Annotated in this window: 26 protein-coding genes; 24 read left to right on the plus strand and 2 right to left on the minus strand. The window is 32.5% G+C overall.

Features of this window, described 5'->3' with window-relative positions:
* Positions 1–76 precede the first annotated feature (76 nt).
* The 5 genes from ACQ5J2_RS10470 (at position 77) to ACQ5J2_RS10490 (ending at position 5667) form a co-directional block, all read left to right on the plus strand.
* Complete coding sequence (locus tag ACQ5J2_RS10470; protein WP_432670353.1) at positions 77–1960, plus strand: cytochrome-c peroxidase; 1884 nt, start codon at positions 77–79, stop codon at positions 1958–1960.
* 141 nt (positions 1961–2101) lie between these two features.
* On the plus strand, positions 2102–2320 hold the full coding sequence (locus ACQ5J2_RS10475; RefSeq protein WP_432670354.1) for a hypothetical protein: 219 nt from the start codon (positions 2102–2104) through the stop codon (positions 2318–2320).
* Between the two features lie 544 nt (positions 2321–2864).
* A complete protein-coding gene (locus tag ACQ5J2_RS10480; RefSeq protein WP_432670355.1) occupies positions 2865–3560 on the plus strand; it encodes a DUF1963 domain-containing protein in 696 nt (231 codons plus the stop codon).
* 419 nt (positions 3561–3979) lie between these two features.
* Positions 3980–5023 carry a phosphoribosyltransferase-like protein gene (locus ACQ5J2_RS10485; protein WP_432670356.1) on the plus strand — a complete coding sequence of 348 codons (1044 nt, stop codon included), beginning with the start codon at positions 3980–3982 and terminating at the stop codon, positions 5021–5023.
* A 29-nt stretch (positions 5024–5052) separates the two neighbouring features.
* On the plus strand, positions 5053–5667 hold the full coding sequence (locus tag ACQ5J2_RS10490; protein ID WP_432670357.1) for an NADAR family protein: 615 nt from the start codon (positions 5053–5055) through the stop codon (positions 5665–5667).
* A gap of 176 nt (positions 5668–5843) precedes the next feature.
* On the opposite strand, the gene ACQ5J2_RS10495 is transcribed toward ACQ5J2_RS10490, so the two are convergent.
* Positions 5844–6083: a hypothetical protein gene (locus ACQ5J2_RS10495; RefSeq protein ID WP_432670358.1), complete on the minus strand. Its 240-nt coding sequence runs from the start codon at positions 6081–6083 to the stop codon at positions 5844–5846.
* Positions 6084–6404: 321 nt separating this feature from the next.
* Between ACQ5J2_RS10495 and ACQ5J2_RS10500 the strand changes: the two genes are divergently transcribed.
* Positions 6405–7391, plus strand: a complete 987-nt coding sequence (locus ACQ5J2_RS10500) for an alpha/beta fold hydrolase (protein WP_432670359.1) — start codon at positions 6405–6407, stop codon at positions 7389–7391.
* Positions 7392–7863: 472 nt separating this feature from the next.
* The gene (locus ACQ5J2_RS10505; RefSeq protein WP_432670360.1) at positions 7864–8541 is read left to right on the plus strand and encodes a hypothetical protein; all 678 of its coding nucleotides are present in this window, start codon (positions 7864–7866) and stop codon (positions 8539–8541) included.
* A gap of 211 nt (positions 8542–8752) precedes the next feature.
* Here the strand turns inward: ACQ5J2_RS10505 and ACQ5J2_RS10510 are convergent, their stop codons facing one another.
* Positions 8753–10297: an IS1182 family transposase gene (locus ACQ5J2_RS10510; protein WP_432670361.1), complete on the minus strand. Its 1545-nt coding sequence runs from the start codon at positions 10295–10297 to the stop codon at positions 8753–8755.
* Between the two features lie 124 nt (positions 10298–10421).
* Here ACQ5J2_RS10510 and gloA2 point away from each other — a divergent pair, with 124 nt between their 5' ends.
* The 17 genes from gloA2 to ACQ5J2_RS10595 all read left to right on the plus strand — a co-directional run bounded on the left by gloA2 (position 10422) and on the right by ACQ5J2_RS10595 (position 25916).
* Positions 10422–10808 carry an SMU1112c/YaeR family gloxylase I-like metalloprotein gene (gloA2, locus tag ACQ5J2_RS10515; protein WP_432670362.1) on the plus strand — a complete coding sequence of 129 codons (387 nt, stop codon included), beginning with the start codon at positions 10422–10424 and terminating at the stop codon, positions 10806–10808.
* A complete protein-coding gene (locus tag ACQ5J2_RS10520) occupies positions 10805–11410 on the plus strand; it encodes an LpxA family transferase (protein ID WP_432670363.1) in 606 nt (201 codons plus the stop codon). Before gloA2 ends, ACQ5J2_RS10520 begins: the two co-directional genes overlap by 4 nt.
* A gap of 492 nt (positions 11411–11902) precedes the next feature.
* Positions 11903–12721: an alpha/beta hydrolase gene (locus ACQ5J2_RS10525; RefSeq protein WP_432670364.1), complete on the plus strand. Its 819-nt coding sequence runs from the start codon at positions 11903–11905 to the stop codon at positions 12719–12721.
* A 582-nt stretch (positions 12722–13303) separates the two neighbouring features.
* Positions 13304–13984, plus strand: a complete 681-nt coding sequence (locus tag ACQ5J2_RS10530) for a hypothetical protein (RefSeq protein WP_432670365.1) — start codon at positions 13304–13306, stop codon at positions 13982–13984.
* A gap of 770 nt (positions 13985–14754) precedes the next feature.
* On the plus strand, positions 14755–15042 hold the full coding sequence (locus ACQ5J2_RS10535; RefSeq protein ID WP_432670366.1) for a DUF6922 domain-containing protein: 288 nt from the start codon (positions 14755–14757) through the stop codon (positions 15040–15042).
* Between the two features lie 3 nt (positions 15043–15045).
* Positions 15046–15813, plus strand: a complete 768-nt coding sequence (locus tag ACQ5J2_RS10540; protein ID WP_432670367.1) for a nucleotidyl transferase AbiEii/AbiGii toxin family protein — start codon at positions 15046–15048, stop codon at positions 15811–15813.
* 317 nt (positions 15814–16130) lie between these two features.
* Positions 16131–16652 carry a hypothetical protein gene (locus tag ACQ5J2_RS10545; RefSeq protein WP_432670368.1) on the plus strand — a complete coding sequence of 174 codons (522 nt, stop codon included), beginning with the start codon at positions 16131–16133 and terminating at the stop codon, positions 16650–16652.
* A gap of 378 nt (positions 16653–17030) precedes the next feature.
* Positions 17031–17507, plus strand: coding sequence for a hypothetical protein (locus tag ACQ5J2_RS10550; protein WP_432670369.1), 477 nt, complete (start codon positions 17031–17033; stop codon positions 17505–17507).
* Positions 17508–17831: 324 nt separating this feature from the next.
* On the plus strand, positions 17832–18077 hold the full coding sequence (locus ACQ5J2_RS10555; RefSeq protein WP_432670370.1) for a hypothetical protein: 246 nt from the start codon (positions 17832–17834) through the stop codon (positions 18075–18077).
* Positions 18067–18807, plus strand: a complete 741-nt coding sequence (locus ACQ5J2_RS10560; protein WP_432670371.1) for a zeta toxin family protein — start codon at positions 18067–18069, stop codon at positions 18805–18807. Before ACQ5J2_RS10555 ends, ACQ5J2_RS10560 begins: the two co-directional genes overlap by 11 nt.
* 359 nt (positions 18808–19166) lie before the next feature.
* On the plus strand, positions 19167–19643 hold the full coding sequence (locus ACQ5J2_RS10565) for a hypothetical protein (protein ID WP_432670372.1): 477 nt from the start codon (positions 19167–19169) through the stop codon (positions 19641–19643).
* Positions 19644–19826: 183 nt separating this feature from the next.
* The gene (locus ACQ5J2_RS10570) at positions 19827–20477 is read left to right on the plus strand and encodes a tetratricopeptide repeat protein (protein ID WP_432670373.1); all 651 of its coding nucleotides are present in this window, start codon (positions 19827–19829) and stop codon (positions 20475–20477) included.
* Between the two features lie 330 nt (positions 20478–20807).
* Positions 20808–21893 carry a leucine-rich repeat domain-containing protein gene (locus ACQ5J2_RS10575; RefSeq protein ID WP_432670374.1) on the plus strand — a complete coding sequence of 362 codons (1086 nt, stop codon included), beginning with the start codon at positions 20808–20810 and terminating at the stop codon, positions 21891–21893.
* A gap of 423 nt (positions 21894–22316) precedes the next feature.
* Entirely contained in the window at positions 22317–22463 is a 147-nt protein-coding gene (locus ACQ5J2_RS10580; protein ID WP_432670375.1) for a hypothetical protein, read from the plus strand.
* Positions 22447–22941 carry a DUF6169 family protein gene (locus tag ACQ5J2_RS10585; RefSeq protein ID WP_432670376.1) on the plus strand — a complete coding sequence of 165 codons (495 nt, stop codon included), beginning with the start codon at positions 22447–22449 and terminating at the stop codon, positions 22939–22941. The genes ACQ5J2_RS10580 and ACQ5J2_RS10585 overlap by 17 nt, the downstream gene beginning before the upstream one ends.
* A 442-nt stretch (positions 22942–23383) precedes the next feature.
* Positions 23384–24181, plus strand: coding sequence for a helix-turn-helix domain-containing protein (locus ACQ5J2_RS10590; protein ID WP_432670377.1), 798 nt, complete (start codon positions 23384–23386; stop codon positions 24179–24181).
* 73 nt (positions 24182–24254) lie between these two features.
* Positions 24255–25916 carry a serine hydrolase domain-containing protein gene (locus tag ACQ5J2_RS10595; protein ID WP_432670378.1) on the plus strand — a complete coding sequence of 554 codons (1662 nt, stop codon included), beginning with the start codon at positions 24255–24257 and terminating at the stop codon, positions 25914–25916.
* Positions 25917–26030 lie beyond the last annotated feature (114 nt).

Genomic DNA, 26030 nt, shown 5'->3' on the forward strand with positions numbered 1-26030 from the left:
CAGTTGGTTTCCAATCCTTCTGTTATTGAGGTTTTTATTAATTAAAAGAAACGATCGTATAAATAGAAGTAGTATAATGAAAAAAATAAGTATCTTAATTGTGGTAATTTTTAGCTGCTTTGTGCTGGTTTCTCTAAAGAAATCCACAAATGAAGCTTATAGTGCAATTGCTAGTACAGAAAAAATAGCCAAACACTACAGTATACAGTTTAAATATTTTCAAAATCAGGTACATAAGCTAGATAGTCTATCGCAATTAGCCCAATCCACCAAAGATTTTAAAGCTGTTCAGCTGGAGGTGCAGAAAACTAGGATGGTATATAAAGAAATCGAATTTATTTTCGATTATTACCAAACGTTCTACAATGGTACTTTCATAAATGGAGCTCCTTTACCAAAAGTAAGCGAATACTATGAAGAAGGAAGAGTAATTGAGCCGTCGGGCTTGCAAGCTTTAGATGAAGTGGTACAGGAAACGGAGTATTCGGAAAGTAACAAAGCATATATAAAACTATTGACCCAAGAATTAAAGCAGCATGTAGATTTTGTAGCTCTAAATCACTTACCACTGAGGGTCAAATCTAGCCAAATTATCGAATGCATGCGTTCTGGCGTGGTGCGTATTTTTAGTCTAGGATTAACTGGTTTTGATACGCCAGGCTCTTTAAATGCATTACAAGAAAGTTATGTAAGTTTGCAAAGTATAGAAACCACTTTCTTGCTTTTTGAACAAGAGGTACATTGGGAAGCCAGAGAGAAATTTAAAACCATCCAAAACTTATTTAAAGAAGGTAAAAAACAACTTAAATCAAGTGCCGATTTTAATACTTTTGACCGAATGACTTTTCTAAAAGAGGTTATAAATCCTTTATATAAAGAGTTATATGATTTTCAAATTCTAAATAAAATTACTGAAGAACCATTTAAAAAGCATGCCCAAAATTACAATGCCACGAATATCTTTGCTGCAGATTTTTTAGACACAAATTTTTATTCTGAATTGGTGTATATGCCTTTAGATAATCCAAAAACAATACAGTTGGGAAAGTTGCTTTTTGATGAGGTCCAACTTTCCAATAACAGTATACTATCTTGCACCAGTTGCCACGATCCTAAAAAAGCTTTTGCCGACGGATTACCGAAAAGCATGGCCAATGCTAATGGCAGTTTTACGCTTAGAAATGCACCTACGGTTATAAATGCAGGATATGCTTCCAGGTACTTCTGGGATCTTCGGGAATACAATTTAGAAAAACAAGTAACCCATGTAATTGATAATAATTTAGAGTTTAATACTAGTTTTGCAACCATAATAAGTAAGTTAAAGGCCAGTGAGAAGTATAATAAGATGTTTGAAGAAGCATACCAAGGTATAGATAAAGAAGCAGTTAACGAACGCTCAATCGGCAATGCTATTGCCGCGTATGTCAACTCTTTAAAGTCGTTCAACAGTCCTTTTGATAAGTTTGTCAGAAAGGAAATAACAGATTATCCCGAAGATGCTAAACGAGGATTTAATTTGTTCATGGGGAAAGCAGCTTGCGGCAGTTGTCATTTTGCCCCGATGTTTAGCGGTACCGTTCCTCCTTTTTATATTGAAACAGAATCGGAAGTTTTAGGCATCACGCAAGGATTTAATTTACAAAATCCTAAGCTAGATACTGATAGGGGTAGAGTGGCAAATGGTGTAAATATCGATAAACAACCGTATTTTAAAAATGCTTTCAAAACAGTATCAATTCGAAATGTTGCATTAACTGCTCCTTACATGCACAACGGTTCTTTTAATACGCTAGAGGAAGTAATGGATTTTTACAATAATGGTGGTGGGGCTGGTATGGGGTTAGAGGTGCCAAATCAAACCTTATCCGCGGAACCTTTAAATTTATCGCAAAAAGAAATCAAGGATATTATCGCTTTCATGGAATCGCTGTCAGATGTTGAATATGTAAACAAGTAAGTTGCGTTCGAATAGCAAAAGCATATTTATAAAAATGGAATATCTAAAAAAAATTGCAGTTGCAGTATGCTGCTCCCCAAAAAACGTACAACTTTTAGTTTAGATTTAAGATAGGATTAAAAACTCTATATTAACAGAATTATGTCAAGAACAAGTAGAGTATTTGGAAAAGATTTTAAAGCAAAAGTTGTTTTAAAAGCCTTAAAAGAAAAAGAAACATTGGAGCTATTACCTACCCAGATTTCAATGTGGAAAGCGGAACCAGTTAAGAATATTTCAGCAGTTTTCAATCAAGGGAAAGAAGCTGCAAAAAAGAAGAGATTCCAACCGAAAAGCTTTTTGCAAGAACTGGTCAACTAACTTTAGAAAATGATTTTATAAAATAGACATGGATCGCTTAAATCAGTAAAGAAATTCTTCAAAACCAGGAACTTGGGCAATCGCTCGATTGATGATTGTTAGTGATCCACCTAACTCATCTCCTTTTTTTTGTCATTGTAAATAATTTTTAATTAGTTTTAAAAAGGACTAACATTTTCAGGTGACACGCTACCGAAGGTTTAGTTCAACAGCTAGGATTTCGTTGCGTTCGCCGCGGCAAATGAATAATGAATTGTAAACCCGCTCTCCGAAGTCTGACGCTCTGCGAACGTCTCTGACTTCGCAGCATCTAAATTTCCGGAACAACATCACCCTTATAGATTTCTATAAAAACACACATCGCTCTGCAAATGCCTCCGAGAGGAAAACCGTAATTACAATTGGAAAATTATGCTTATGTTTGGAAGGTCAATACGCAAGGCCTACTAAATAGGAGGTGAGAAATATAAATTTGAAAAAAGTGTATAAACTTGCGTATATTTACTAGTTGCCAACAATTTGAAAAACTGCAACTTAAAAACATATGAATGAAATTGAAAATATAAAAAGGCAAATTGTAAGAAAAGCTACCGAATTTATTTCAGGTGGTTTTAAATCTACAAATTCGAATTCGGAGAGTTGGATTGGAAAAGTATATCTATACAAGGACGATGAAGAAATACCAAAAGATAGTAATGGTGTTTTAATGATTCCGCTAATACAACTAAACTTAGAAAATTTAGAACTTCCTAGAATTATTTCCGACACAAAAGTTATAACCGTTTTTATATCAGAAGAATTACCTATGGACTTAGCTGAAAATGGTCAAAACTGGTTTTTAAGAGAATATAAAAAGTCTGATAACATAAAGATCAAAGAATTAATACATCCAGAAACAATTATAAAATCGTTTCCTTTAAAAACCCAAGATGTAGAAGAAGATTATCCAGTGTGGGATGGTGGTGGATTAACAAGTGAATTAGAAGAAAAAATAGTAGAACTTGAAGAATCTGGTATAATTGAAGATTATCACGATGTAACTGAAAATCATTATGGACATAAACTTGGAGGTTATCCTAGCTTTTGTCAACCAGGTATCGATTTTGGTGAAGATTTTGAATTTGTTTTTCAAATCGCATCTGACGATGAGGCTAACTTAAATTTTGTTGATAGTGGAACACTTTTTTTTGCTAAAAACAGAAAAACAGGTGAATGGAGGTATTATTGTGATTTTTATTAATAAAGAAAAACGGCAGGTAACAGCTAGGGTTTCGTTGCGGCTGTAAGCCGAACAATGAACCCTGTGTTGAACTGCCTGTCCCGATTATTATCGGGAGAACCGATTAGATGCCGTTAACACTTGTGGAGTTATGGTTTAGGTGTTGGGAAGAATATGAAGAGGATTCAGGGTTCTCTTTTTTTATGGAGTAAACGCAGGTAGTTGTGTGGGTAGATGATTAATTGATATTGGATAATTTTGATGGGTTATGGGAAACGTAATTGCGTATGGAAAATTATGCTTATGTTTGGAAGGTTGATATGCTATCCTAAATGTAAGTCTTTAGCGAAACAATTGAAGTATAAAAGCGAAAATCAATTCTACTATAATTTTCTTATATTTGAATTAATTTTTGAACGATATAAACTGCCTACACCTTAATGAAAGATATTGCAAACCAGTTATTAGAGACTATAAAGGATTATAGAAAAGATGATGGTATTTCTTTAGATGCAGACCATATTCTTTCATGGGCAAATCAATTTGGTGGGGATGCAGCGTTTATTTTGAATGAGGTGAGTCATATAATTCCGCAAGTTTACATTTCAAAAGAAAAAGCCAAAACTCTTTTAGAAGCGCATATTAACGAATTACTTAAGAAATTTAACTATAGTACTGTTACCGATTTTTTAATTAATACGGAGTTTTTAAATATGCAGGAGTCTCATAAAAGCCAGCCTGCTGTACTAGTTATTCTCGAAAATTATTTAAATGAAAAGTATGGTGAATCCTATTTAAAGTACAGCACTTACCCCAAAACTAACTTTGTGTATTTTGATGACATTCTCGCGTCGGGAAGCACGATTGGTAATCATTTAGTTACTTGGTTAAATTTAGAGAATCAAGAAGGTGTAAAAAATAGTGTCAATGTTTTGAACGATAATTATAGATTGTCTGTCAATTTGTTTTGCGCACACACCTGGGGTCATGCATTTCAAAAATTTAGATTGATGAAAACTTTTGAAGATAAAATTGATAAAAAAATTAGTTGGTTTTGGTTTTATGAAATACAAAATCATGCAAAATGGAGTAATCAATCCTTCAATATAGCATTTCCTACGGATGTGCAACCTCAGAATGTAAAAACGTATTTAGCAGCATTGGCGGCAGAAAAATATGAAGAGTATGCTTATAGGAAGATAGGGAAACCTAATAAAGAGGAATTTTTTACTTCCGCAGAAAATAGAACTATTTATGAGAATATAGTACTTCAGAAAGGTTTAGCAATTATTGAAATGATTCAAGGAGAGATAAAGCCCAACTTGAGGCCGTTAGGATTAATAAACCCTAGTTACAAAACATTTGGTTTAGGAACTCATTTTTTTACTTGGCGAAATATTCCGAACAATAGTCCGTTAGTATTCTGGTGGCAGGTGCAAGGTCATAACTGGCAACCCTTATTTCCGGTTGCAAATAGAGGTTAGTATTATAAAATTGTTTTACTTTGTATTAAATGAAAATTAGCGAGCGCACATATTTAAAAAAAGAAGTTATTGCTTTTAGTAAAACTACAGGTGAATTTGGTGGCTTATCCAATATGGCTGCTGGTTACTCGTTGTTCGTAAATGAAATAAATATAGCAAATACAGAAATTCTGTATCAGGCTTGTAGGTTTCCTTTGTTTCCCAAAATTCAAGAAGAGCTTATTTTGCAATCCAATCCTATGGAAGCGAAAGCAATCAGTCGGAAGTATGCGCAATATACCAGACAAGACTGGGAAGAGGTAAAGTTTGATGTAATGCGATGGTGCCTGCATGTAAAATTACTTCAAAATTTGGAGCATTTTTCGGCATTGTTAGTGCGTACGCAAAACAGTCCAATTGTAGAGTTTTCGATGAAAGATGCCGTTTGGGGAGCCGTTCCCGATGGAAAGGACACACTTAAAGGTAAAAATGCTTTAGGAAGGTTACTTATGGAATTAAGGGAATTGTATTTAAAAAATTCTTTTGATACAGAAACAGTACAATCCTTAAATATTCCTGCTTTTTTACTTTTTAATAATCCCATAAATAAAGTGCATAAACCCGAATTTGTTATCAGTGACCTTGATGAAATTTATGCCTATTAAATATTTTTTAAATCTCTTAATACGTTTGTGATTGGGATTTAATATACATATTCATAATTTATCAAGGGAAGTAAGTTGTCCTGTAGCGTTCCATCCTGGTTTGTTCTTAAAAACGATGGATTAGCATTAACTACATGAATATCTTCACCCGCTGTCCATTGTGAAGTTAAGTAGTTTCACAAATAAGTTTTAGCCGTATTGAATGGTTGTGCTATTAGTGTGACTGCATCAGCCTTGGTCGTTTTAATACCTTTTCCGATAGAAAATCCATAAAGTTGACTACCTGTTCTACTGTGAATTGCGTAATGTGTTATCACTCCTTCATTATCTTTCCAAATTCCTGAAATTCTATATTCCGCCATTTTATATTTTTTAATTTTATTGAAATAACTTAATCCATTATTTTGTAGTGCCATAAAGCATTATATCTTAACTTGCCCGCTCTCCGAAGTCTCCCGCTCTGCGAACGTCTCCGACTTCGCAGCATCTAAATTTCCAGAACAACATGACCCTCACAGATTTTCTATAAAACCACACATTGCTCTTCAAATGCCTCCGAGAGGAAAACCGTAATAAGAACTGGAAAATTATGCTTATGTTTGGGAAGTCAATATGCAAGGGGTACTGAACAGGAGGTGGGAAAGTTTAATTTGAAAAAAGTGTATAAACTTGCGTATATTTACTAGTTGTAAGAAATTTTAACAAAAATCGAAGAATCCAAAATCTAAATATAGCAAATGAGAAAAAATTTCATATTACTCCTATTAGCAATCTTATTTCAATCTTACGAATGTAATTCGCAAAATAAAAAAGAACTCAAGGCTGAAAATATTTCAGTCAAGATTGACACGCTTCTGACAACTGAAATCGGCGGAATAAAACAAGTCATAGAAATTAAAACAGATGATTCTAACAATCCAATACTACTCTTTTTATCAGGTGGTCCAGGAAGTTCAATGATGAAGAATGCGGACTCTTATACAAACATTTTGAAAAATAAATTTACCATTGTTCAATGGGACCAAAGAGATGCAGGAAAAACATTGAAATTAAATCCTTCACCGACACAACCGTCAGTTGAACAAATGGAAGAGGACACTTATCAAGTTATAAGTTTTCTGAGAAAGGAGTTAAACCAAGAAAAAATATATTTATTAGGCAGTTCATGGGGAAATGTTTTAGGCTTTCAGATCGTTAAAAATCATCCTGAACTACTACATTCTTATTTTGCAGTAAATCCAGTTATAAGTCAATTACCCAGTGAGAAAGATTTACTCAAAACTTTGAAAATTCATTTTAAAGAAAATGTTCTTGCTCTTAAAGAATTAGCGAGCGTAAAAATTCCTTTTACAACTGACGAAGACCTGTTTTATTTAAGAAAATGGCTTTTTTATAAAGAGGGTAAAGAATTTGCAACAAGTAATGATTTCAAAAACGGTTTTCTTCAATGGTCAAAAACTTGGTCGCCTGTGTGGAACGAAGTAATGAATATTGATTTACCAAAGACTTTAAAGAAAGTGGACTGTCCAGTTTATTTTTTCGTAGGCAAAAACGATATTCAAACATCGACAAAAATTACAGAAGAATATTTTGAAGAATTGAAAGCACCAAAGAAAGATTTATTTTTATTTAAAAATTCTGGGCATCAAATACATCAAGATGAGCCAGAAAAGTTTCAAAATACAATAATCAAAATGTTGGACACGAATAAATCAAAGGAATAAAACTACTTACAACAGCTAGGATTTCGTTGCGGCTGGAAGCCGAACACACGAGCGACAGCGAACTGACGAAGTAATGAATTGCAAGTCACCGAATACTAGTATAAATAGAAATAAATGAGGTAATCCTGTGTTGAACTGCCTGTCTTGTCTTTTATCGGGAGAACCGATTACATGCCGTTAACACTTATGGAGTTATCGTTAAGGTGTTTGAATGGATTTGGATTTGAAGAGGATTTAGGGTTCTCTTTTTTTGTGGGGTAAAATGAGGTAGTTGTGGAGGTATGGGAGTTGAAATATCGAACATCTTTGGGATGTAGGGGAAACCGTAATTACAATTGGAAAATTATGCTTATGTTTGGGAAGTCAATATGCAAGGGGTACTGAATAGGAGGTGGGAAATTTTAATTTGAAAAAGGTGTTTAAACTTGCGTATATTTACTAGTTGTGCGTAACCATAAAACGACAGACAACAATGTTTGGACTATTTAAAAAGACAAGTTGGAAAATTGACGGAAAGGCACTCGACTTTTTCCGCCAAGTCTTTTTGCAATTACCGGCTGACTTTAAATTTTTAGCAGACGGACTTGACAAAGGACTTTATAGAAGGTTTTCCGTAAATCACGCAATGAAAGGACACTTCTATTCAATAGGTTTTGACCCATCGCAATCCGATAAGTCAATGACCAAAGGGAAACAGTTTGAATTAGAAAACATCATTATTAAACAAGACGGACAAGAATACCAATTAAACATTACAATTCACGAAGGACTTTGGATAGGTTTTGAAATTGAAAAAAATATTTTGGACTTCAATAACTTCCGAATTGACTTGTCATCATTTAGGAAAAGCAAAAGCAAGTTTGCCGCAGACACAAAAATTGAAAAACTCGTTAGCGGTTTAATTTGTGAGCAACTTGGCCTGACAGACCTTGGTGAATTTGATATTGACGGCAAGACATACTTCCAAATTAAAGACCTTGAAGACGGCAACTACATAGCAATTGACAGCAAAGGACAAGTATTCGGAATAATTCACGACCCGTATAAAATTGAACTCATAAATAAATCAGTCAGACAATTTGTTGACGATGTTAATGGCGGACTGTTTGACTTTGATAAATATCTAAATGGAGAAAATGGCAACGCATAACAGCACATTTGCAATCGGCGGGGTTTCGTGCTCCGCAGACAGTTTTGTGGTTACACAAAGTTCAGTTCTCCGAATAATCATTTGTGCTGAAAAGCCCGCCCATCGCAAATCTGCAAAACGTCAGGCTGTGAAATAACCTCTTTTTTCTTTAAAATTCCCACATTTTTCTTTTACCACAACCCAAATCAGGCCTTTTAAGAAGGCCTTTTTTTTAGGCTGCAAATTTAAGTGGGCAGAAAACAAGGCTTAATTTAAGCTTTAAATAGTCCGTTTTCAGCAAAAGCAAGACTTTGGTCTTGTAAGGCGACTTCCAGTTCCTAAGTTTGGCAATTAAATCAGGAACTCCCAAGATATTTATCGTGCGTTTGATGTTGTAAACCAGCATGATTAAACTGTGTTCGCCGTTTACTTTTTCGAGTCCTATTAAGTTGGTGTGGTTGTAACCCCATTGGCGTTTAATGGTGCCAAAAATGTGTTCGTTTATCTCCTGCCGTTTACGATACAATTGCGGGTTTTCTTGGTAGCGTTTGTTGTTTTCTTCCACGGCATCGGCATATTCGCTTCGGTCTATTTCTCTTCCGCCTGTTCTGCTGGTGCATGAATGTTTTACGGGACATTCCTTACAGGCTGGAGTTCGGTATTTCTTAAACTGATAACCACTTTGCTCGGTTCTACCGCTTTTTTTATGCCATCTTCCTGTGGTTTTTAAGGTTTCTCCTTGGGGACATGTATAGGTGTCGTCTGATTTATTGTATTTAAATTGAGCTACCAAATATTCGGGTTGGGTCACGCTTTCTTTGCTTCTTCCTGGAGTAGGATGTGCGACAATGGTGGTAATATTATGTTCTTTGCATTGGGCGATTTCTCGCCCGTTGTGGTAGCCTTTATCAACTAAAACGGTCATGGTCTCGACTTGCAAATTTTCTTTGGCTTCCAAAGCAATCGCTCCTAAAGCATTTAAATCGTTCCTATTTATAGTGTGAGTAGCTACAACTAAATTGTGTTTATTGTCCACCGCTGCTTGAATGTTGTAACTCACTTCTACCACAACTCCTTGTACCAAAAGGGCTCGTGCATCTTCGTCGGTTGTACTAATCTGGGGTTCTCCGCTTTCTTTTAGTTTTTCAGCCAAAAGTTCGTAGTTGATTTTATTGGTTTTCAACCGCTCTATTTTGGCTTGAATATTTGTGATTTTGGTGCTGTTTTCTTGGTTGTCGTTTTGCTCCAAGTCAGTCAAATACTCTTGTGTTTTTTCTTCAATATAAGCCAAGTGTCTCTCTATTTTCTTTTGGCTAAAGTTGGCTTTCTTACTGTTATGTGCTCTGCTTTTGGTGCCGTCAATGGCGATGGTTTCTCCTGCGATTAAATCGGCATCTTTAAGGAAGGACACAAAAAGTTTGAAGAGCTTTTTCAGTCCTTTTGAATTGTGTTTTCTAAAGTCCGATATGCTATGGTAATTGGGAACTAAGCCACACAAAAGCCATTGCATTTCGGTATTTCGAATGCATTCTTTTTCGAGTTTGCGGGAGCTACGAAGTCCGTTAAGGTAGCCGTACAAATAGAGTTTGAGGAAGATTTTGGTATCAAAACTTGGTCTACCTTCTGATTTTAGGGTTTGTACTGTAAAATCTAAGGCTTTCAAGTCGATATTCTCTACAAAGGCATCTATAAATCGAATGGGATTATCGGTAGAAATACTAGATTCTAAAGACGCTATGGTCATTTGGTTACGGGAAATTCCGGTGATGTGCTGCATGTTTAAAAATACGAAATCCTGTCTTTTTATGCAAATAGTTTTATATATTTGGAAGTAATAAAACGGAGGTTTTTTCACAGACTGACGTTGTGCGTCAGCTTAGAAAAACGAAACATAGACTAAAATGAAAATTGAAAGATTACACCATATTGCTATAATTTGTTCAGACTATGAAAAATCGAAACAATTCTATACGGAAATTTTAGGATTTAGAATTGATAAAGAAATTTATAGATCAGACAGAAATTCATTTAAACTTGACCTTTCACTTAATGGACAATATTTAATTGAACTTTTTTCTTTTCCAAACCCACCAAAAAGAACAACAAGACCAGAATCCACAGGATTAAGACATATTTCTTTTGGTGTACGAGATATTGAGAACGAAATTGAATTTTTAAAATCTGAAAATATACCTACCGAAAAATTACGTATAGACGAATTCACGGGTAGAAGATTTACATTTTTTAACGACCCTGATAATTTACCAATTGAGCTTTACGAATTATGATAAATATTGAAGATTACATTGAAAATATAAGAGCTAAATTTCCAAAAATCGGCAACTCTCAACCTTGGGAAATCATTGATAATTTAGAATCCCTATTATTGCAAATCATAGAAACGTTAGACCATAATTATAATATTGAAAATAACATTGCTATCCACAAGACTGCAATAATCGAACAAGGTGTAATATTGAAGGGTACAATTATCATTTCTGAATACTGTTTTGTAGGAGCAAATGCATATTTACGAGGACCAATATTTTTAAATAAATTTGTAAAGGTAGGACCAAGTTCGGAAATTAAACAATCAATAATTTTTGACAACTCTGCAATAGCACATTTTAATTATATTGGAAATAGCATTATTGGGCAAAACATAAATTTTGAAGCAGGTTCTATTTGTGCAAATCATTATAACGAAAGACGAGATAAAAATATCTTTGTAACACAAAATGGAAATCTTATCGATACAAAGACAGAAAAATTTGGTTCGTTAGTTGGTGACAATTCTAAAATCGGAGCAAATGCAGTATTATCACCAGGAACAATTTTAAAAAAATTTAGTATTGTTAAACGACTTGAACTAATAGAACAGACAAAATAATAAAGCCGAACGCACAACAGCTAGGATTTAGTGGCGGCTACAAGCCGAACACCCGAGCGACAGCGAACGGACGAAGTAATGAATTGTAAATCACCGAATACTAGTATAAATAGAAATAAATGAGGTAATCCTGTGTTGAGGAACGTATTACTTGTCTTAAAGACTTATGGAGTTATCGATAAGTTGTTTGAGTGAGTTTTAAGAGGATTTAGAGTCCCCCCGCTCTCCGAAGTCTGTCGCTCTGCGAACGTCTCCGAATTCGCAGCATCTAAATTTCCAGAACAACAGCACCCGCACAGATTTCTATAAAACCACACATCGCTCTGCGAATTCCTGCGACAGGAAAACCGTAATTACAATTGGAAGATTATGCTTATGTTTGGAAGGTTAATACGCAAGGGGTACTGAATTGGAGGTGGGAAAGTTTTAATTTGAAAAAAGTGTATAAACTTGCGTATATTTACTAGTTGTGTATAATTTTATTAAAACTGAATGAAAAGAATATTTATTTTACCAACAACAGCAATATTATTTATATTGTGTGTAACATCATGTGTTAGCATAGAAAAAGCAATTGAGAAACCAAATAGTGAGTCTAAAATTGTAATAGACACAATTTTTAGCACATACTTGAATGAACATAGAATTATTTCAACTTATCTTCCAAAAGGTTACACAAATGAGAATACTTATCCAGTTATTTATGCCACAGATGGTCAAATTATAATTGATTCATACGCCAAATCTTTAGATTCAATTATCGCCACTAAAGTTATACCTGAATTTATTCTTGTAGGTGTTTATTCTAATGAAACAATAGTACCAAACTCTGAATTTGAATATAGAAATTTTGAATACATAAAAGATTGGGCTGATGAAAATGACACCTTATTAAATTCCCGTTTTTCAAATCACTTCAAATTTTTCTCTGAAGAAGCAATTAACTTGATAGAGAAAAAATATTCTGTAGCTAAAAGTAAAAATGGCAGACACTTCTATGGAACATCAAATGGTGCTGGTTTTGGAGTTACACTTGGGTCTGAAAATCCTGATTTGTTTTCAAATTATTTATGCTTTTCAATGGCAGGTGGAAATTATGGAAATTTAAAGTGGACAGAATCTAATTTTCCTTATTATTACTTATCATATGGTAGCGAAGAACCTTTTCCATTAATCATTGCAATAAAAGAATTTGATGAGTTCTTAACTCAAAAAAAATTTAAACATTCATTAAACATATATAATGGTGGTCACGACAGAAAATTATGGAAAAAAGAGTTTTTAAAAATTCTTCCTGAAATTATTAAATAAAAAACTATACACAACAGCTAGGATTTCGTTGCGGCTGGAAGCCGAACACACGAGCGACAGCGAACTGACGAAGTAATGAATTGTAAATCACCGAATACTAGAATAAATAGAAATCAATGAGGTAATCCTGTGTTGAACTGCCTGTCCCGATTTTTATCGGGAGAACCGATTACATGCCGTTAACACTTATGGAGTTATCGTTAAGGTTTTGGAATGGATATGAAGTTCCGGTAATTATTGGGATAGGGTTCTCCTTTTTTTGTGGGATTGGAATTTGGCTAAAGCATTTTGTTGGATTACCCAGTCCGTCAGCGAAAGCAGACAGCAGTTGATAGGACGGTGTTTAAAAAAAGGGATATTCCGTTTTTATATAGAAAGTTTTTTATATTTGGAGGTAATAAGACGGATGTTTCTTATGGACTTATTTTAGCAGCAAGTTGAAAACTATAAGTATAAAAAATGCTCTAAATAAAATTTAGAGCATCTTTAATCTTTTACTTGGTTACATTTCTACGAAAGAAAGAGGCTTGACCAAGTCTATACATTGCAAATGTACAAATAAATATCGAACTTGCAAAATTTATGAAAAAGGAATTACGTTATAGATATTTATCTCGACCTAGATATAATAGATATTTAGCTGCAACAGCAAATAACAATGATAAAGCTAAAAGGCTATACAATGCGAACATAAGATTGGCTCAGGCTTTCCATCCAATTTTGAGTCAATTCGAAGTTATTCTAAGAAATAGTCTTTGCCTAAAAATGGCAACTCATTTTGCAGATCCCGATTGGATAATAAATCAAAAAACAGGGTTTATGAGCCACCCTTCTTTGAATAGTTCTCACTATTTTTTAAGGTCTTCCGTTCGCAAAACAGAAAGCAATTTAACAAGGCGGGCTATCCCAATTACTAATGGAAAAATAATTTCAGATCAAAATTTTGGATTTTGGATTGCTTTTTTTCTACCTCATCATTATGCTTTAATTGGTGGACAGCCCATACATATTTTCCCAAACAAGCCAAGTGTAGAAGATCGAGCAAGTTTATATTCAAAGCTTGATGATTTAAGGAGTTTTCGAAATCGTGTAAATCATTGTGAGCCGATTTGTTTCCATGGGAATAGTATAGATTGTACCGAGGCAATTGCTATTAGGAGAAAACTTTACAGTTTAGTGGAATGGATAAATCCTGATTTAGTTCCATTCTTGAAGTCGGTTGACAATACACAAAATAAAATCGACAAAATCATGAATATATAAAAACAAACCAGTAGCAAACAGTTAAGACTTTGTTGGGTTCGCCGATTACATGCCGTCAACACTATGGAGTTATCGTTAAGTGGTTTGAATGAATATCAAGAGGGTTTAGGGTTCTCTTTTTTTGTGGGATAGGAAGGAGGAAAAAAGGGTTAAAAGTTTAAAAGGTTATGGGTTATAGGGGTTGAAGGCTTCACGGTATCCAGGCTGGAAATGATTATATTCCGTCATTACTTGAGGAGTTATTGTTAACGTGTTGGAAAAAATATGAAGGGATTATTTGTCCTATTTTTTTGTGGGGTAGGAAGGAGGAAAAAAGGGTTAAAAGTTTAAAAGGTTATAGGTTTATAGGGGGTGGTGTTGTGATGTGTTTTTATAAAAGAAGAGGATTTTTACGAATCGCGTTGCAAACGCTTAGACCAGTATTTATAAGTAAGTAGGTACTCGTTACAAACGAGCACAAGCTTTGAGTTTAAAAGGTTATTGAGTTATAGGGGGTGAGTATGGATTGCAAATCCGCGCCATCTGGTTCATTTCACTAATTTCATTTTAAGAAAGCATTATTGATTAAAAATTGTTTTTTTAAATCTATTAATTTTTTATTTTTATTAAGTCGTTGAAATAAAATAAGTTAAACTTTTTTATCGTAATGCTCTATATAGCACTAAATTCAGTATTTTTGCATAGTGAAATGCCTAACAAAAAGAAAATTAAATTAAAAAATTAAAGTAGGCATTACAAGTGACCAATAAAGAAAAATAAATAAACAACACTTGAAACAGTCTGTAAACATAGCAACAATTTTTCCCAAACACTTATTTTGGGATATGGATCCTAATAAACTTAATCTTTCTAAAGACAAGTCTATTATTATACCAAGGGCTTTGTATGCAACAACTCCAGATACATTTGAAACAGATATTCTAAAATTAGAAACACTGTATTCTGCTAATGATATTGTTAAATACTTAAAATTAACGACAGAGAATATCAGTAACAAAGTTTGTATAAGTGTTTCAAAAAGATACAATGTAAAGCCATTTCTTCGTTTTTCGCTTTAATCTATGAAGGCAGTTACTCCAGCAATAATTAAAGCCATTATAGAATTACAAACATTACCAACAGTATCAAAATTTACTTTAGGTGGTGGTACAAATCTGGCACTACAATTCAATCATAGAGTTTCTGATGATATTGATTTCTTTTACGATGGAATAATTGGTAAAGAGGGTTTTAAAAATATCGAAAATGAAGTCAAAAGCTACTTTGGTACAAAAGCAAAAAGCTTTGATGATCCTTGTGATATAAACGACCAATATTGCTTTCTGCGTTTCTTTCTTGATTTAGAAGATGGTGTAACCATTAAAGTGGAGATACTTCAAAATAGGAAGAATTTGTTTGAGGTAGAAGTAAATCAAGGAATACGTTTACTTTCAAAAAGAGACACTGGTTTATTCAAATTAATCAGCACCTCAAATCGTTCTACCAAAAGAGATATTTACGATTTAGACTTCATAACTGATACAATTTCATTAATCGATTTATATGAAGACTTAAAAGTCAAAATACTTAAATTCAACAAAGAAGTAGATAAAACAATATTTGATTTAAGTAAAAACAAAACCCCTATTGACAATCCAGAATTATTATTAAAATTTGGTGATAATTCCGATTATTCAAAATTTCCGTCACACACAAACGATACCATACAAATCATCGAGGGAAGCAAAACTTGGATTGAAGCAAAAATAAGTTGGCGTTCAAAAGTAAGACGTCTTTACAGTCATTTAGGCAAAAATTTCCCTGTAACAAAAGGAATAAAAATCAAATAAGGCCGCTCTCCGAAGTCTGTCGCCCTGCTCTCTGAAATTTGATGCTCTGCGAACGTCTCCGACTTCGCAGCATTTAAATTTCCAGAACAACAGCACCCTCACAGATTTCTATAAAAACACACATTGATATGCAAACGTCTCCACAAGAAAACCGTAATTACAATTGGAAAATTATGCTTATGTTTGGAAGGTTAATGCGCAAGGGGTACTAAATAGGGGGTGGGAAATATTAATTTGAAAAAGGTGTATAAACTTGCGTATATTTACTAGTTGTGCGACACTTTAGAAAAACTGAACGAAATAAAGAAAATTAAGAATTGAAAAAAGAAAAATTATACTTTTTATTTGTCTTGTCCTTGATATTTTTATTGAGTTCTTGTAGTAAACTAATTCCAGCCGAATTTTGGAAAAATTATAAAACAGAACTTATAATTGAAAATGTAAATGACCAAGGTCCATACGGCGGAAATCGAGCAATCTATTGGAAAACCAAAGCAGTAAATACTTTTGATTCAAAGAAAGTAATTGAATTTGCAGAAGAAAATGGATGGGAATTAACTGGAAAAGAAAAATTTAAATCTGAAATTATTAGAAATTGGAAAATTGGAAACAAATTAATTTTTCCTTTGTCATATTCAGGATTTCAACCAAAATTAGAAAATGATGAAACTTATCAAAATTTCCCAAGATGGATCAATTCCAACATTACACTTTATAAATTTAAAACTAACTTTATAACAATTGAACCTGGAACTGACAATTCTACAGAAGAAAATGGTTTTATATTGATAAACGAAAATGAAACCCAAATGAGTGTTTACAATTTATGGGGAGAATAATGAAACGTAAAAAAGCGATCGCACAACAGCTGTTTTGATATAGCTGGAATTTAGTGGAATTATCGTTTCGCATCAAGTTTTCGTTAAGCCGAAAACTGATAGGTTACGAACTTCCAGCCATCTCAAAGTGGCATAACGTTAGCAATAATAAAAAAAACAAATTCATAAAAATTGAACCATAGATTTTATAATAAGAATAAAAAAGAGCAAAATAGAATCTTAATTGTGATAGCGATTTGTTCTATTATAATTATTTTATTGTCAGTTAGTATATCAATCTATTCAGGGATATACCTGATTGGAATTTTGACATTTGCAATAAACTTAACTATAATCGCACCATTCATCGATATGCCTTCCTTAAAAAAGAAGGGAAGAATGATTTATTATTCACCTTTGTTTATAACCGAAAAACCGAAAAACGGACTAATCAAAATTCACGGTGGAACTTTATTTGATTACTATTTCGTAATTGACAAAAAAATGAATGGAAAACAAAGAACCAATTTTATAATCCAACAGTATTTGGATGGACTTTTGCACCTAATCGAAAAGTATGAGAATGATAAGAAAATCAAAATTAGAGGGACGAGCTACATAATAAATCAAAGAACAGCAGAAAAAATTGGCTTTGAAATTGTTGAAACTGACATTTTGCAAAAAATAATCCTAATTTATAACTACTTCAATATTTTGATTTCAAATTCAATAGCAAAAAATAAATTATCATTTCCGAAATTAAACAAAACCAAAACATTTGACGCTGATATGAGTCAATTACTTGAACGAAAAGAATATATTGAGAAATTAAATAAATCATTAAAAAGTACTATTGCTAACAACGTTTATAATTAATGGCTAGTTCCTGCTTGTTTACGAAAACCCGCTCTCCTAAGTCTGATACCCCGCTCTGCGAACGTCTCGGATTTCAAAATGCTCTTCTTGTTGTTGACATAATTCTTCTAATTTAGGCTTTTTATTCCTGTCTTAAATCTAAACTAAAAGTTGTGCGTTTTTTGGGAAACAGCATAATATTTCTACTGACTTATATAGTAAAGAAATTGAGGAGGTATGAATAGCAATTGGTAAAGTTAAGCATAGATGTTGCTGTCCTACTTTATATTATTGATTTAATTAAGTATCTTTGTAGTACTAAAGAATACATCAAAAGAATAGATTATGGAAAGCAAAGTTGTATTTAGAAAAGATACCCCGCAAACCAATGCTTTATTGAGAGCTAGTAAGGATGCTTCTGCGACAGCTAATCGAGCTTCCAGAGCATTAGGTTTAACGGTTACTTACATTAAAGATGGAACAGTTTATGAAGAAAGTGCAGAAGGCACGGTTCATGTAATAAGAAAAATCGAGGAAAATATTGTCGCTCCTTTCGAAATTAAAAAAGGATTAGTTCTACGTGCCAAGTAAAAAGATAAGAATTTTTGCAGGTCCGAATGGTTCTGGGAAAAGCACTTTGTTTAGTGAATTTTCCAAAAATTACAATACAGGCTATTTTATCAATGCGGATGAAATTGAAAAGAAGTTGACTTTTTCGGGTCTAATCGATTTACAAGAAATAGGTATTACTGCAACTCAAAAAGACTTAGATAATTTTATAGCACTTCCTGCATCTCAAACTCTTTTTCAAAAAGCAAATGATGAGGGACATATCATAGATGTCATTGTTAAAGAAAATTTTATTGTTGATACTTCCAAAGAAACCCATAGTTACGAAGGTGCATTTATAGCGTCTTTTATAAGACACTTACTTATGGCTCAAAACAAATCTTTCAGTTTTGAAACGGTCATGAGTCATACTTCCAAAATTGACGAAATTACTACAGTGGTTGATTTGGGATATGCAGCCTATCTCTATTTTGTTTGCATTGATAGTCCCGAAGTAAACGTATCTCGTGTACATAATAGGGTTGAAAAAGGAGGTCATGAGGTACCGACGGATAAAATTGTTAAACGATACTTCCGAACATTAGAGAATCTTCATTTGGCTCTACCACATTGCCATCGTGCTTATTTATTTGATAATTCGGGTAAAGAACAAGTTTTATTGGCGGAAGTTTACAAAGGCAATATGGAGCTGAAAACAGGTCAATTACCCAATTGGTTTATGAAATTTGTTTTACCATATTATACGAGTTAAGAATCCCCCGCTCTCCAAAGTCTGACGCTCTGCGAACGTCTCCGACTTCGCAGCCTCTAAATTTTCAGAAGAACATCACCCTCAAAGATTTTCCATAAAAATGAGACCGCTCTGCGAGCGTCTCCGACTTCGCAGCATCTAAATTTCCAGAATAAAATCATCCTCACAGATTTTCTATAAAAACACACATCGCTCAGCAAATGCCTCCGAGAGGAAAACCGTAATTACAATTGGAAAATTATGCTTATGTTTGGAAAGTCAATATGCAAGGGGTACTGAATAGGACGTGAGAAATATTAATTTGAAAAAAGTGTATAAACTTGCGTATATTTACTAGTTGTAAAACATTAACAAACGAAATGAAAATAACATTAATATTACTTGCTCTAATTGGAATTGGACTACTAGTCTCTTGCTCGAATAAGAAAAAAAAAGAAGATAGCAAGACTATAATGATTGACCCAAGTGAATTAACGCCTGGACCAATTCAACACAATGAATTGTCTGAAAGTCAAACCGAAAAAATCAAATCAATTCATAAAACTTTTGAGGAAGTTTATCCAATAACTCTCGAAGAATCAATTACGAATTTTAAACGTGACCTTAATATTGACAAAGAAATTAATCTTTGGCTGAAAATGAAAGAGGCATTCATTAGCGTTTTGAATGAAAAAAAATATGAAAAAGTTGAAGAAAGGAAAGAAGTTTTTAAAATCATTCTGATGAATACGATGATGCCGAAAAATGAGGTAAAAGACAATATGGAAATTAAAGTACTGTCAGAAAATGATACTGATTACATATTGAATGAATTTGAAAATCAAATGAATAAATAAAACGTTTTACAACACCGTGTAAAATTAATTGCTGGTTCTAGCCGATTTACGAAAGTCCTCGCGGACTTTCTATTTGTGACTCATTTGCTAACTTTAGTGCTTAAAACACGCAACTAATCTTACACATCAACGTTGTGCGTCAGGTTTCTAGCAAAATTAGTAACGGAAAATCAGAAAATAAAAATGAAGAATTTATATTTTGTATTAATTTCACTAATCTTATTGAGTTGTAAAACCCAAGAGAATAAAATCTATTCGGTTAATGATATTTGTAACTGTTTTGAAAAAAGTGCAGAAACTAATTTAGATACTAAATTAAATAGTTGTTTGACAGATTTTAATAAAAATTTGACAATTGAAAATGCAATAGAAAAAAATACAGATTTAGAAAACTTTACCAAAAATGAGTTGAGTAAATTAATTGGAGAATTAATTGAAGAATGTCCGACTTATCAGAAGGAATTTGGAAAAATACTTGAAAATAAGTTCCTTTATAATAATATTGCAAACATAAAAGATAAAGATTCAATAGAAATGTTGGTTCTAAGAAATATTGAAACGGCAAAAAATATTGGAAAATTATCTGAAATTGCAATTAAAGAAAATGACTTTATTAAATCATTAGAATTAATAAATAAATCTATAAAACTAAATCCGAAATCAGAATATCCATATAGGATTAGAGCTTTTTTGTATAAACGAAATGGTGAATTAAAAAAGGCTATCGAAGATATTAAAACAATTAATAAAATTGACACTATTTCAGATTCAAAAAAATTTAACGAATTAGTGGTTAAAAGTTTGACTAAAGATTTAGAAAATAGAAATAAATAAATACCCGCTCTCCGAAGTCTGACGCTCTACAAACGTCTCCGACTTCGCAGCATCTAAATTTCCAGAACAACATCACCCGCACAGCTTTTCTATAAAAATACACCTTGTTCTGCGAATGCTTCCGACATGCAAACCGTAATTACAATTGGAAAATTATGCTTATGTTTGGAAGGTTAATGCGCAAGGGGTACTAAATAGGAGGTGGGAAAGTTTAATTTGAAAAAGGTGTATAAACTTGCGTATATTTACTAGTTAACTGCAATTACTCTCAAAATCAAAAATCTAACTAATTTTAAGCCCGATTAACAAAAGTTTAGCTATGGAATCAAAATGAAAAAAAACATTATACCAATTACATTTCTTTTATTTTCTATTTTTTCTTGTATTAACAAAAAATCTAATCAAGAAATTTTAAGTAACAATATTACAGTAAATCTTGATTTAAAGAAATCAATTACTGATACACTTGAAATAAATTGGACTCGGAAATCACGAATAAAATATTCATTTAATTATTTTTCCGATAATGTCGGAATTTGCAATCTATCAAACGATACTATTTTTATCCAGACCCATCAAGGACTTGGACCAAGTCATACACTTTTTATTTTGATTTCGAACGGCAAATTTGAAGTCAAATTATTTGAACATGACTGTACGTATAGAAATAAATACAAGGTTATTAAACAAAGTTTGGTGTTAAATAAATCAAATTATAAAATTGATGACACATTAACTGGAAAATTATTTTATCAAGGAATATTTGTTTTGGATTCAACTAAAAATATTGTTGACACAACAACAATTTCAGGAAAATTCAAATTAAAAATCAGAAATAAAGATTTTGATTTTGACAGTTTAGAAAAGGAACGAAGATTATCAATTTTAAATAGCCTACAACCTGAAAAAATTAAAGAATTAAATTTATCTAATTGGAAAATAAATTTATTACCAAAAGAAATAAAAAAATTTAGAAATTTAGAAATATTAGACCTAAGTGAAAATGATTTGAAAAATGTAGACTTAAACATTTTATGTGAATTTAATAAACTTAAAACAATTCGATTAAACAATTGTAATTTATCAAAAATTCCAAATTCAATATTTTGTTTAAAAAATATCGAAGTTATTGAAATCGACCATAATAATGTGAAAAAATTACCTTTAAAATTATTCAAACTTTCAAATATTAGAGAACTTAGAATGGCAGATAATTTATTAACATCTTTACCTAAAGAGTCCTTGAATTTAAAAAAACTTAAAATATTAGATATTTCAAGTTTTAATGAAACAGTATATATTAAAAATTTACCTCCTGATTTCTTTAAAACACTAACAAATCTTACTCTTTTTTATCCACCACAGAATATGGACGAAAACAAATATCCTGAAATAAAAAATCTTGAAAATTATTAACTACAGCTAACAGCTAGGATTTCGTTGCGGCTGGAAGCCGAACACACGAGCGACAGCGAACTGACGAAGTAATGAATTGTAAATCACCGAATACTAGATTAAATAGAAATAAATGAGGTAATCTTGTGTTGAACTGCCTGTCCCGATTATTATCGGCAGAACCGATTGCATGCCGTTAACAAGTATGGAGTTATTGTTAAGGTGATGTGAAAAATATGAAGAGGATTAAGTGTCCTCCTTTTTTGTGGGGTTAAAGTTAAGATAAACAGTATGTATTTGATAAAAAATGATTTAATTAAAACTATTTGTTTTCTTGAAGATAATCGTAAATAGGAAAAAAATCATCCTTGACAGCGTAGCTGCAAATGTTAAAATAATTGAATGCGCAATTGCTTAGTTTAGAGAAAGTTATATATTTGCAGTATGAAAAAAATCATCACAAAAGAATCAATATTGAAATCTATAACCAAAATGGTTGCAGATAAAGCTACTGTTCGTTCTTTTTTGAAAGGAAACACTTCTATTGAAACAGTAACTCAAAAAGGTATTAAGTTTGCCAAGCCTTTATAACTGGACTTTTAACGAAGTTACAAGTACTTATAATTTTACTACGAAAAACGACATCGAATATAAAGTTGTATTTATAATTGATGAAACTCTTGATTCTGTATCTGAAGATACTATTGAAAATGTATATCAAGTTATTATTGAAAAAGTTACTGACGCTATTGAACCTTTTGATAGTGCTGTTGCGAGAAAAATGGACGATATCATAAAATCTTTCTTTGAAAATGCTCAAAATTCTTTAATTTATATTTGTTCAGAAGATGAAGAAAAAGCAGAAATTAGATTTAATGTATTTGATAGATGGTATTTAAATAGTACTTTCAATGCATTTGTAACGAAAATTGATAACGTTATTAATTGTGAAGCAAATGGAGCAACATTCTTACTTTATACTTCTTTATTGTATCATAACGACAATCCAAATATTGAGTACGTTCTCACCGCATATAATAGCATTGAAGAAGTCTTAAATTCAAAATAAAAACCTCATGCCAACAGCTAGTGGTTCGTTAAGCTTGAAAAGCCAATACCCTAGCGACAGCGAACCGACGAAGTAATGAATTGCAAATCACCGAATACTAGAATAAATAGAAATCAATGAGGTAATCCTGTGTTGAATTGCCTGTCCCGATTATTATCGGCAGAACCGATTGCATACCGTTAAGGTGGTTGAAAGACCCCCTAGACCCCAAAGGGGGGATTTGAGTGCGAGAACGGATTGCAAATCCGCGCCATCGGGTAGTTTTATGGGTATGGGACAGCGTAATTAGTTGAGAGAAGGTTTTAATAGGTTTGGAATTTTATTATGTGGGACTTTGTGATGGTAAGTGTGAAAGTTTTATATATTTGGAAGTAATAAGGTGGCGGTTTTATTATGAAGTGACGCTAGTTTTAATTTTAGCTCAGCAACCAAAAAAAAACAGATGAATCTACTAAAGACGGGAGAATTTTTCGGAACACATTACCAAAAGGCGGCGTTTGAAAATATAATTATAACGGATACGGAATATACCCATCGTAAAGTGGATTGGCATTATCACGAAAATCCCTATTTCACCTATTTACTTCAAGGTAAACTTTTTGAATCTAATAAAAAAGAATCCTATTATCTAGCACCTGGAAGTTTGTTATTTCACAATTGGCAAGACGCACATTACAACATAAAACCACCCGAATATACCAGAGGATTTCATATTGAATTGAATGAAAATTGGTTTTTAAATTATGATATTCAATTAACTGACTTTGAAGGAAGCATAAATATAAAAAGTCCGTTGACTAAAAATTTGATGAATAAAGTATATGTTGAATCCAAAATAAAAGACCAATATTCAAATTTAGGTATTGAAACATTACTTATTGAAGTTTTTAGTAACCTAAAAGCAGACCAAAAAATAAGTGTTAAAAAACCGGATTGGGCAAATAAACTTCACGAACTGTTATTGGAGGAACAAATGGATTACTCTTTAAACAATTTAAGTTCAGCAGTAGGCATTCATCCCATTCACTTATCCAGAGCGTTTCACCGCTATTTTGGGACAAGTCTAGGCGATTATATTAGGCTATTAAAAGTCAATAAAGCATTTAATTTAATTGCTTCCAATAAAATTTCAATGACAGACATCTGCTATCAATGCGGATTTTACGACCAAAGTCATTTTATTTCAAGTTTCAAACGAATCTACAATACCACTCCAACAAAATTATTTAAAAAAATGTGATAATGTTAATTTTATACAATGGTGATTTAAGTTAAAAAGTAATCTTTGCAAAACATCATTAATCAATCACATTATGAAATTTCAAAACACCTTGCTCTTTTTATTCATTCTTTTTTCGTTTGCTGTCAATGCACAAGATATGGCAGACTACACCGATAATTGGGAAGGAAAAATAGAAAATCCCAAAACGTTCAACTTAAAAGTTGAAATTACTGATTTAGGATTTGAAAAAGCTGTTTTCAAAATTTATAACAATAAAAATAGTATTGATTTTCCATTTGATGCGACTAGTGTTAATAAAATAAAAATACCATTTGCTGAAAATTTATTTTTTGAGGGTATTCTGTCTAAGGATAATAAAGAAATTAATGGCTTTATTAAATCGGGTTTGTTACTTTATCATTTAAAACTAACAAAATCAAACCACAATTCTTATACAGGAGATTGGAATATCTTGATGGTAACCGAACTAAAATCACAAGATTTTTATTTAAGTGTAGAAAATGGTTCTAAAAATGAATATCAAGCGTATCCCATTTTAGGCGACAATCGTTTTACTGGAACTTGGTGCGATAATTTCCAAAAAGAAAATAATATCATATCCTTTTCTGATTTTAAAACAGGATTGCAATTTAAAGGAAAATTAGCACCTAATACAATTCAACTAGGTATCTATTTAGGAACCCATTTAATCACAGAAATAGAATTAAAAAAATCCAAAAGCGATTGGAAAATTGGTGGTTTTGAAACAAATCATAAAACTTCTATTCTAAAACTTACCGAAATGGAACATCTTATTTTAAAGGATTCATTACCCAATACGCATTCGGTTTTAATTTCGAGAAAGGGCAAACTTATTTATGAAAATTATTTTGAGGGTTATACCGCAAATATACCACACGATATGCGATCATCAGCAAAAAGTATTTCATCAGCCATAGTGGGCATTGCTTTAGATAAATCATTATTCAAAAGTGTGAATCAATCTATTTTTGATTTTTTACCCACAAAATATCAAGCTCAAAAAGACCCTTTAAAAGCGAAAATAAATATCCAGAGCCTTTTAACAATGAGTTCAGGATTAGACGCCATTGATTATGGAATAAATGCAAATTTAAAATCGCCTGCCACTGAAGATAATTTTCAAAGAGCAAAGGATTGGATAGGAACAATATTAGCTGTACCTATGATAAATACCCCAAATACAAAAGCCAATTATGGTTCTGCAAATCCTTATTTACTTGGAATTGCTATGGATTCAATGATTACAGAACCAGTAGAACTATTTATGGATAGAAATCTATTTCAAAAACTAGCTATTTCAAACTATATCATACAAGCTGATTTGAATGGAAATCCGTATTTTGGAGGTGGAATGTATCTTACTTCTACCGATATGCTGAAATTTGGAGAACTGTATCTGAATGATGGAAAATGGAACTCAAAGCGCATCATATCTAGTAAATGGATAAAACATTCTTTTAAAAATTACCGTGTTTTAGAAAACACCAAAGACAAAAATGGATACGGATATTTATGGTGGCACCATACCTATCAAGTTAATGGAAAAAGTTTTGAATCTATTGAAGCTAGAGGAGCGGGTGGTCAATATATTTTTGTTATTCCCAGTTTAAAAACCGTTGCAGTGATTACATCTGGAAATTTCAGAAACGGAAAAACACAGCAGCCAGAAATGATTTTTGAAAATTATATCTTGCCACATCTCAAAAAATAAAAAAACAACGAATAGCTAACAGATAGGTCCTCCTTGGGTTCGCCACGGCTAACAATCAGTGCGCCTTTTGCTGAATCCTCCACGGCGGACACGCGGACCCATTATATACCGTCA

The organism is Flavobacterium sp. SM2513 (genome assembly GCF_050908145.1).
Classification (GTDB): Bacteria; Bacteroidota; Bacteroidia; order Flavobacteriales; family Flavobacteriaceae; genus Flavobacterium.

What these genes read in the sequence shown, in the direction of transcription:
- ACQ5J2_RS10470 (WP_432670353.1), top strand. Translation starts at nt 77, where the DNA reads ATGAAAAAAATAAGTATCTTAATTGTGGTAATTTTTAGCTGCTTTGTG.
- ACQ5J2_RS10475 (WP_432670354.1), top strand. Translation starts at nt 2,102, where the DNA reads ATGTCAAGAACAAGTAGAGTATTTGGAAAAGATTTTAAAGCAAAAGTT.
- ACQ5J2_RS10480 (WP_432670355.1), top strand. Translation starts at nt 2,865, where the DNA reads ATGAATGAAATTGAAAATATAAAAAGGCAAATTGTAAGAAAAGCTACC.
- ACQ5J2_RS10485 (WP_432670356.1), top strand. Translation starts at nt 3,980, where the DNA reads ATGAAAGATATTGCAAACCAGTTATTAGAGACTATAAAGGATTATAGA.
- ACQ5J2_RS10490 (WP_432670357.1), top strand. Translation starts at nt 5,053, where the DNA reads ATGAAAATTAGCGAGCGCACATATTTAAAAAAAGAAGTTATTGCTTTT.
- ACQ5J2_RS10495 (WP_432670358.1), bottom strand. Translation starts at nt 6,083, where the DNA reads ATGGCACTACAAAATAATGGATTAAGTTATTTCAATAAAATTAAAAAA.
- ACQ5J2_RS10500 (WP_432670359.1), top strand. Translation starts at nt 6,405, where the DNA reads ATGAGAAAAAATTTCATATTACTCCTATTAGCAATCTTATTTCAATCT.
- ACQ5J2_RS10505 (WP_432670360.1), top strand. Translation starts at nt 7,864, where the DNA reads ATGTTTGGACTATTTAAAAAGACAAGTTGGAAAATTGACGGAAAGGCA.
- ACQ5J2_RS10510 (WP_432670361.1), bottom strand. Translation starts at nt 10,297, where the DNA reads ATGCAGCACATCACCGGAATTTCCCGTAACCAAATGACCATAGCGTCT.
- gloA2 (WP_432670362.1), top strand. Translation starts at nt 10,422, where the DNA reads ATGAAAATTGAAAGATTACACCATATTGCTATAATTTGTTCAGACTAT.
- ACQ5J2_RS10520 (WP_432670363.1), top strand. Translation starts at nt 10,805, where the DNA reads ATGATAAATATTGAAGATTACATTGAAAATATAAGAGCTAAATTTCCA.
- ACQ5J2_RS10525 (WP_432670364.1), top strand. Translation starts at nt 11,903, where the DNA reads ATGAAAAGAATATTTATTTTACCAACAACAGCAATATTATTTATATTG.
- ACQ5J2_RS10530 (WP_432670365.1), top strand. Translation starts at nt 13,304, where the DNA reads ATGAAAAAGGAATTACGTTATAGATATTTATCTCGACCTAGATATAAT.
- ACQ5J2_RS10540 (WP_432670367.1), top strand. Translation starts at nt 15,046, where the DNA reads ATGAAGGCAGTTACTCCAGCAATAATTAAAGCCATTATAGAATTACAA.
- ACQ5J2_RS10550 (WP_432670369.1), top strand. Translation starts at nt 17,031, where the DNA reads ATGATTTATTATTCACCTTTGTTTATAACCGAAAAACCGAAAAACGGA.
- ACQ5J2_RS10555 (WP_432670370.1), top strand. Translation starts at nt 17,832, where the DNA reads ATGGAAAGCAAAGTTGTATTTAGAAAAGATACCCCGCAAACCAATGCT.
- ACQ5J2_RS10565 (WP_432670372.1), top strand. Translation starts at nt 19,167, where the DNA reads ATGAAAATAACATTAATATTACTTGCTCTAATTGGAATTGGACTACTA.
- ACQ5J2_RS10570 (WP_432670373.1), top strand. Translation starts at nt 19,827, where the DNA reads ATGAAGAATTTATATTTTGTATTAATTTCACTAATCTTATTGAGTTGT.
- ACQ5J2_RS10575 (WP_432670374.1), top strand. Translation starts at nt 20,808, where the DNA reads ATGAAAAAAAACATTATACCAATTACATTTCTTTTATTTTCTATTTTT.
- ACQ5J2_RS10580 (WP_432670375.1), top strand. Translation starts at nt 22,317, where the DNA reads ATGAAAAAAATCATCACAAAAGAATCAATATTGAAATCTATAACCAAA.
- ACQ5J2_RS10590 (WP_432670377.1), top strand. Translation starts at nt 23,384, where the DNA reads ATGAATCTACTAAAGACGGGAGAATTTTTCGGAACACATTACCAAAAG.
- ACQ5J2_RS10595 (WP_432670378.1), top strand. Translation starts at nt 24,255, where the DNA reads ATGAAATTTCAAAACACCTTGCTCTTTTTATTCATTCTTTTTTCGTTT.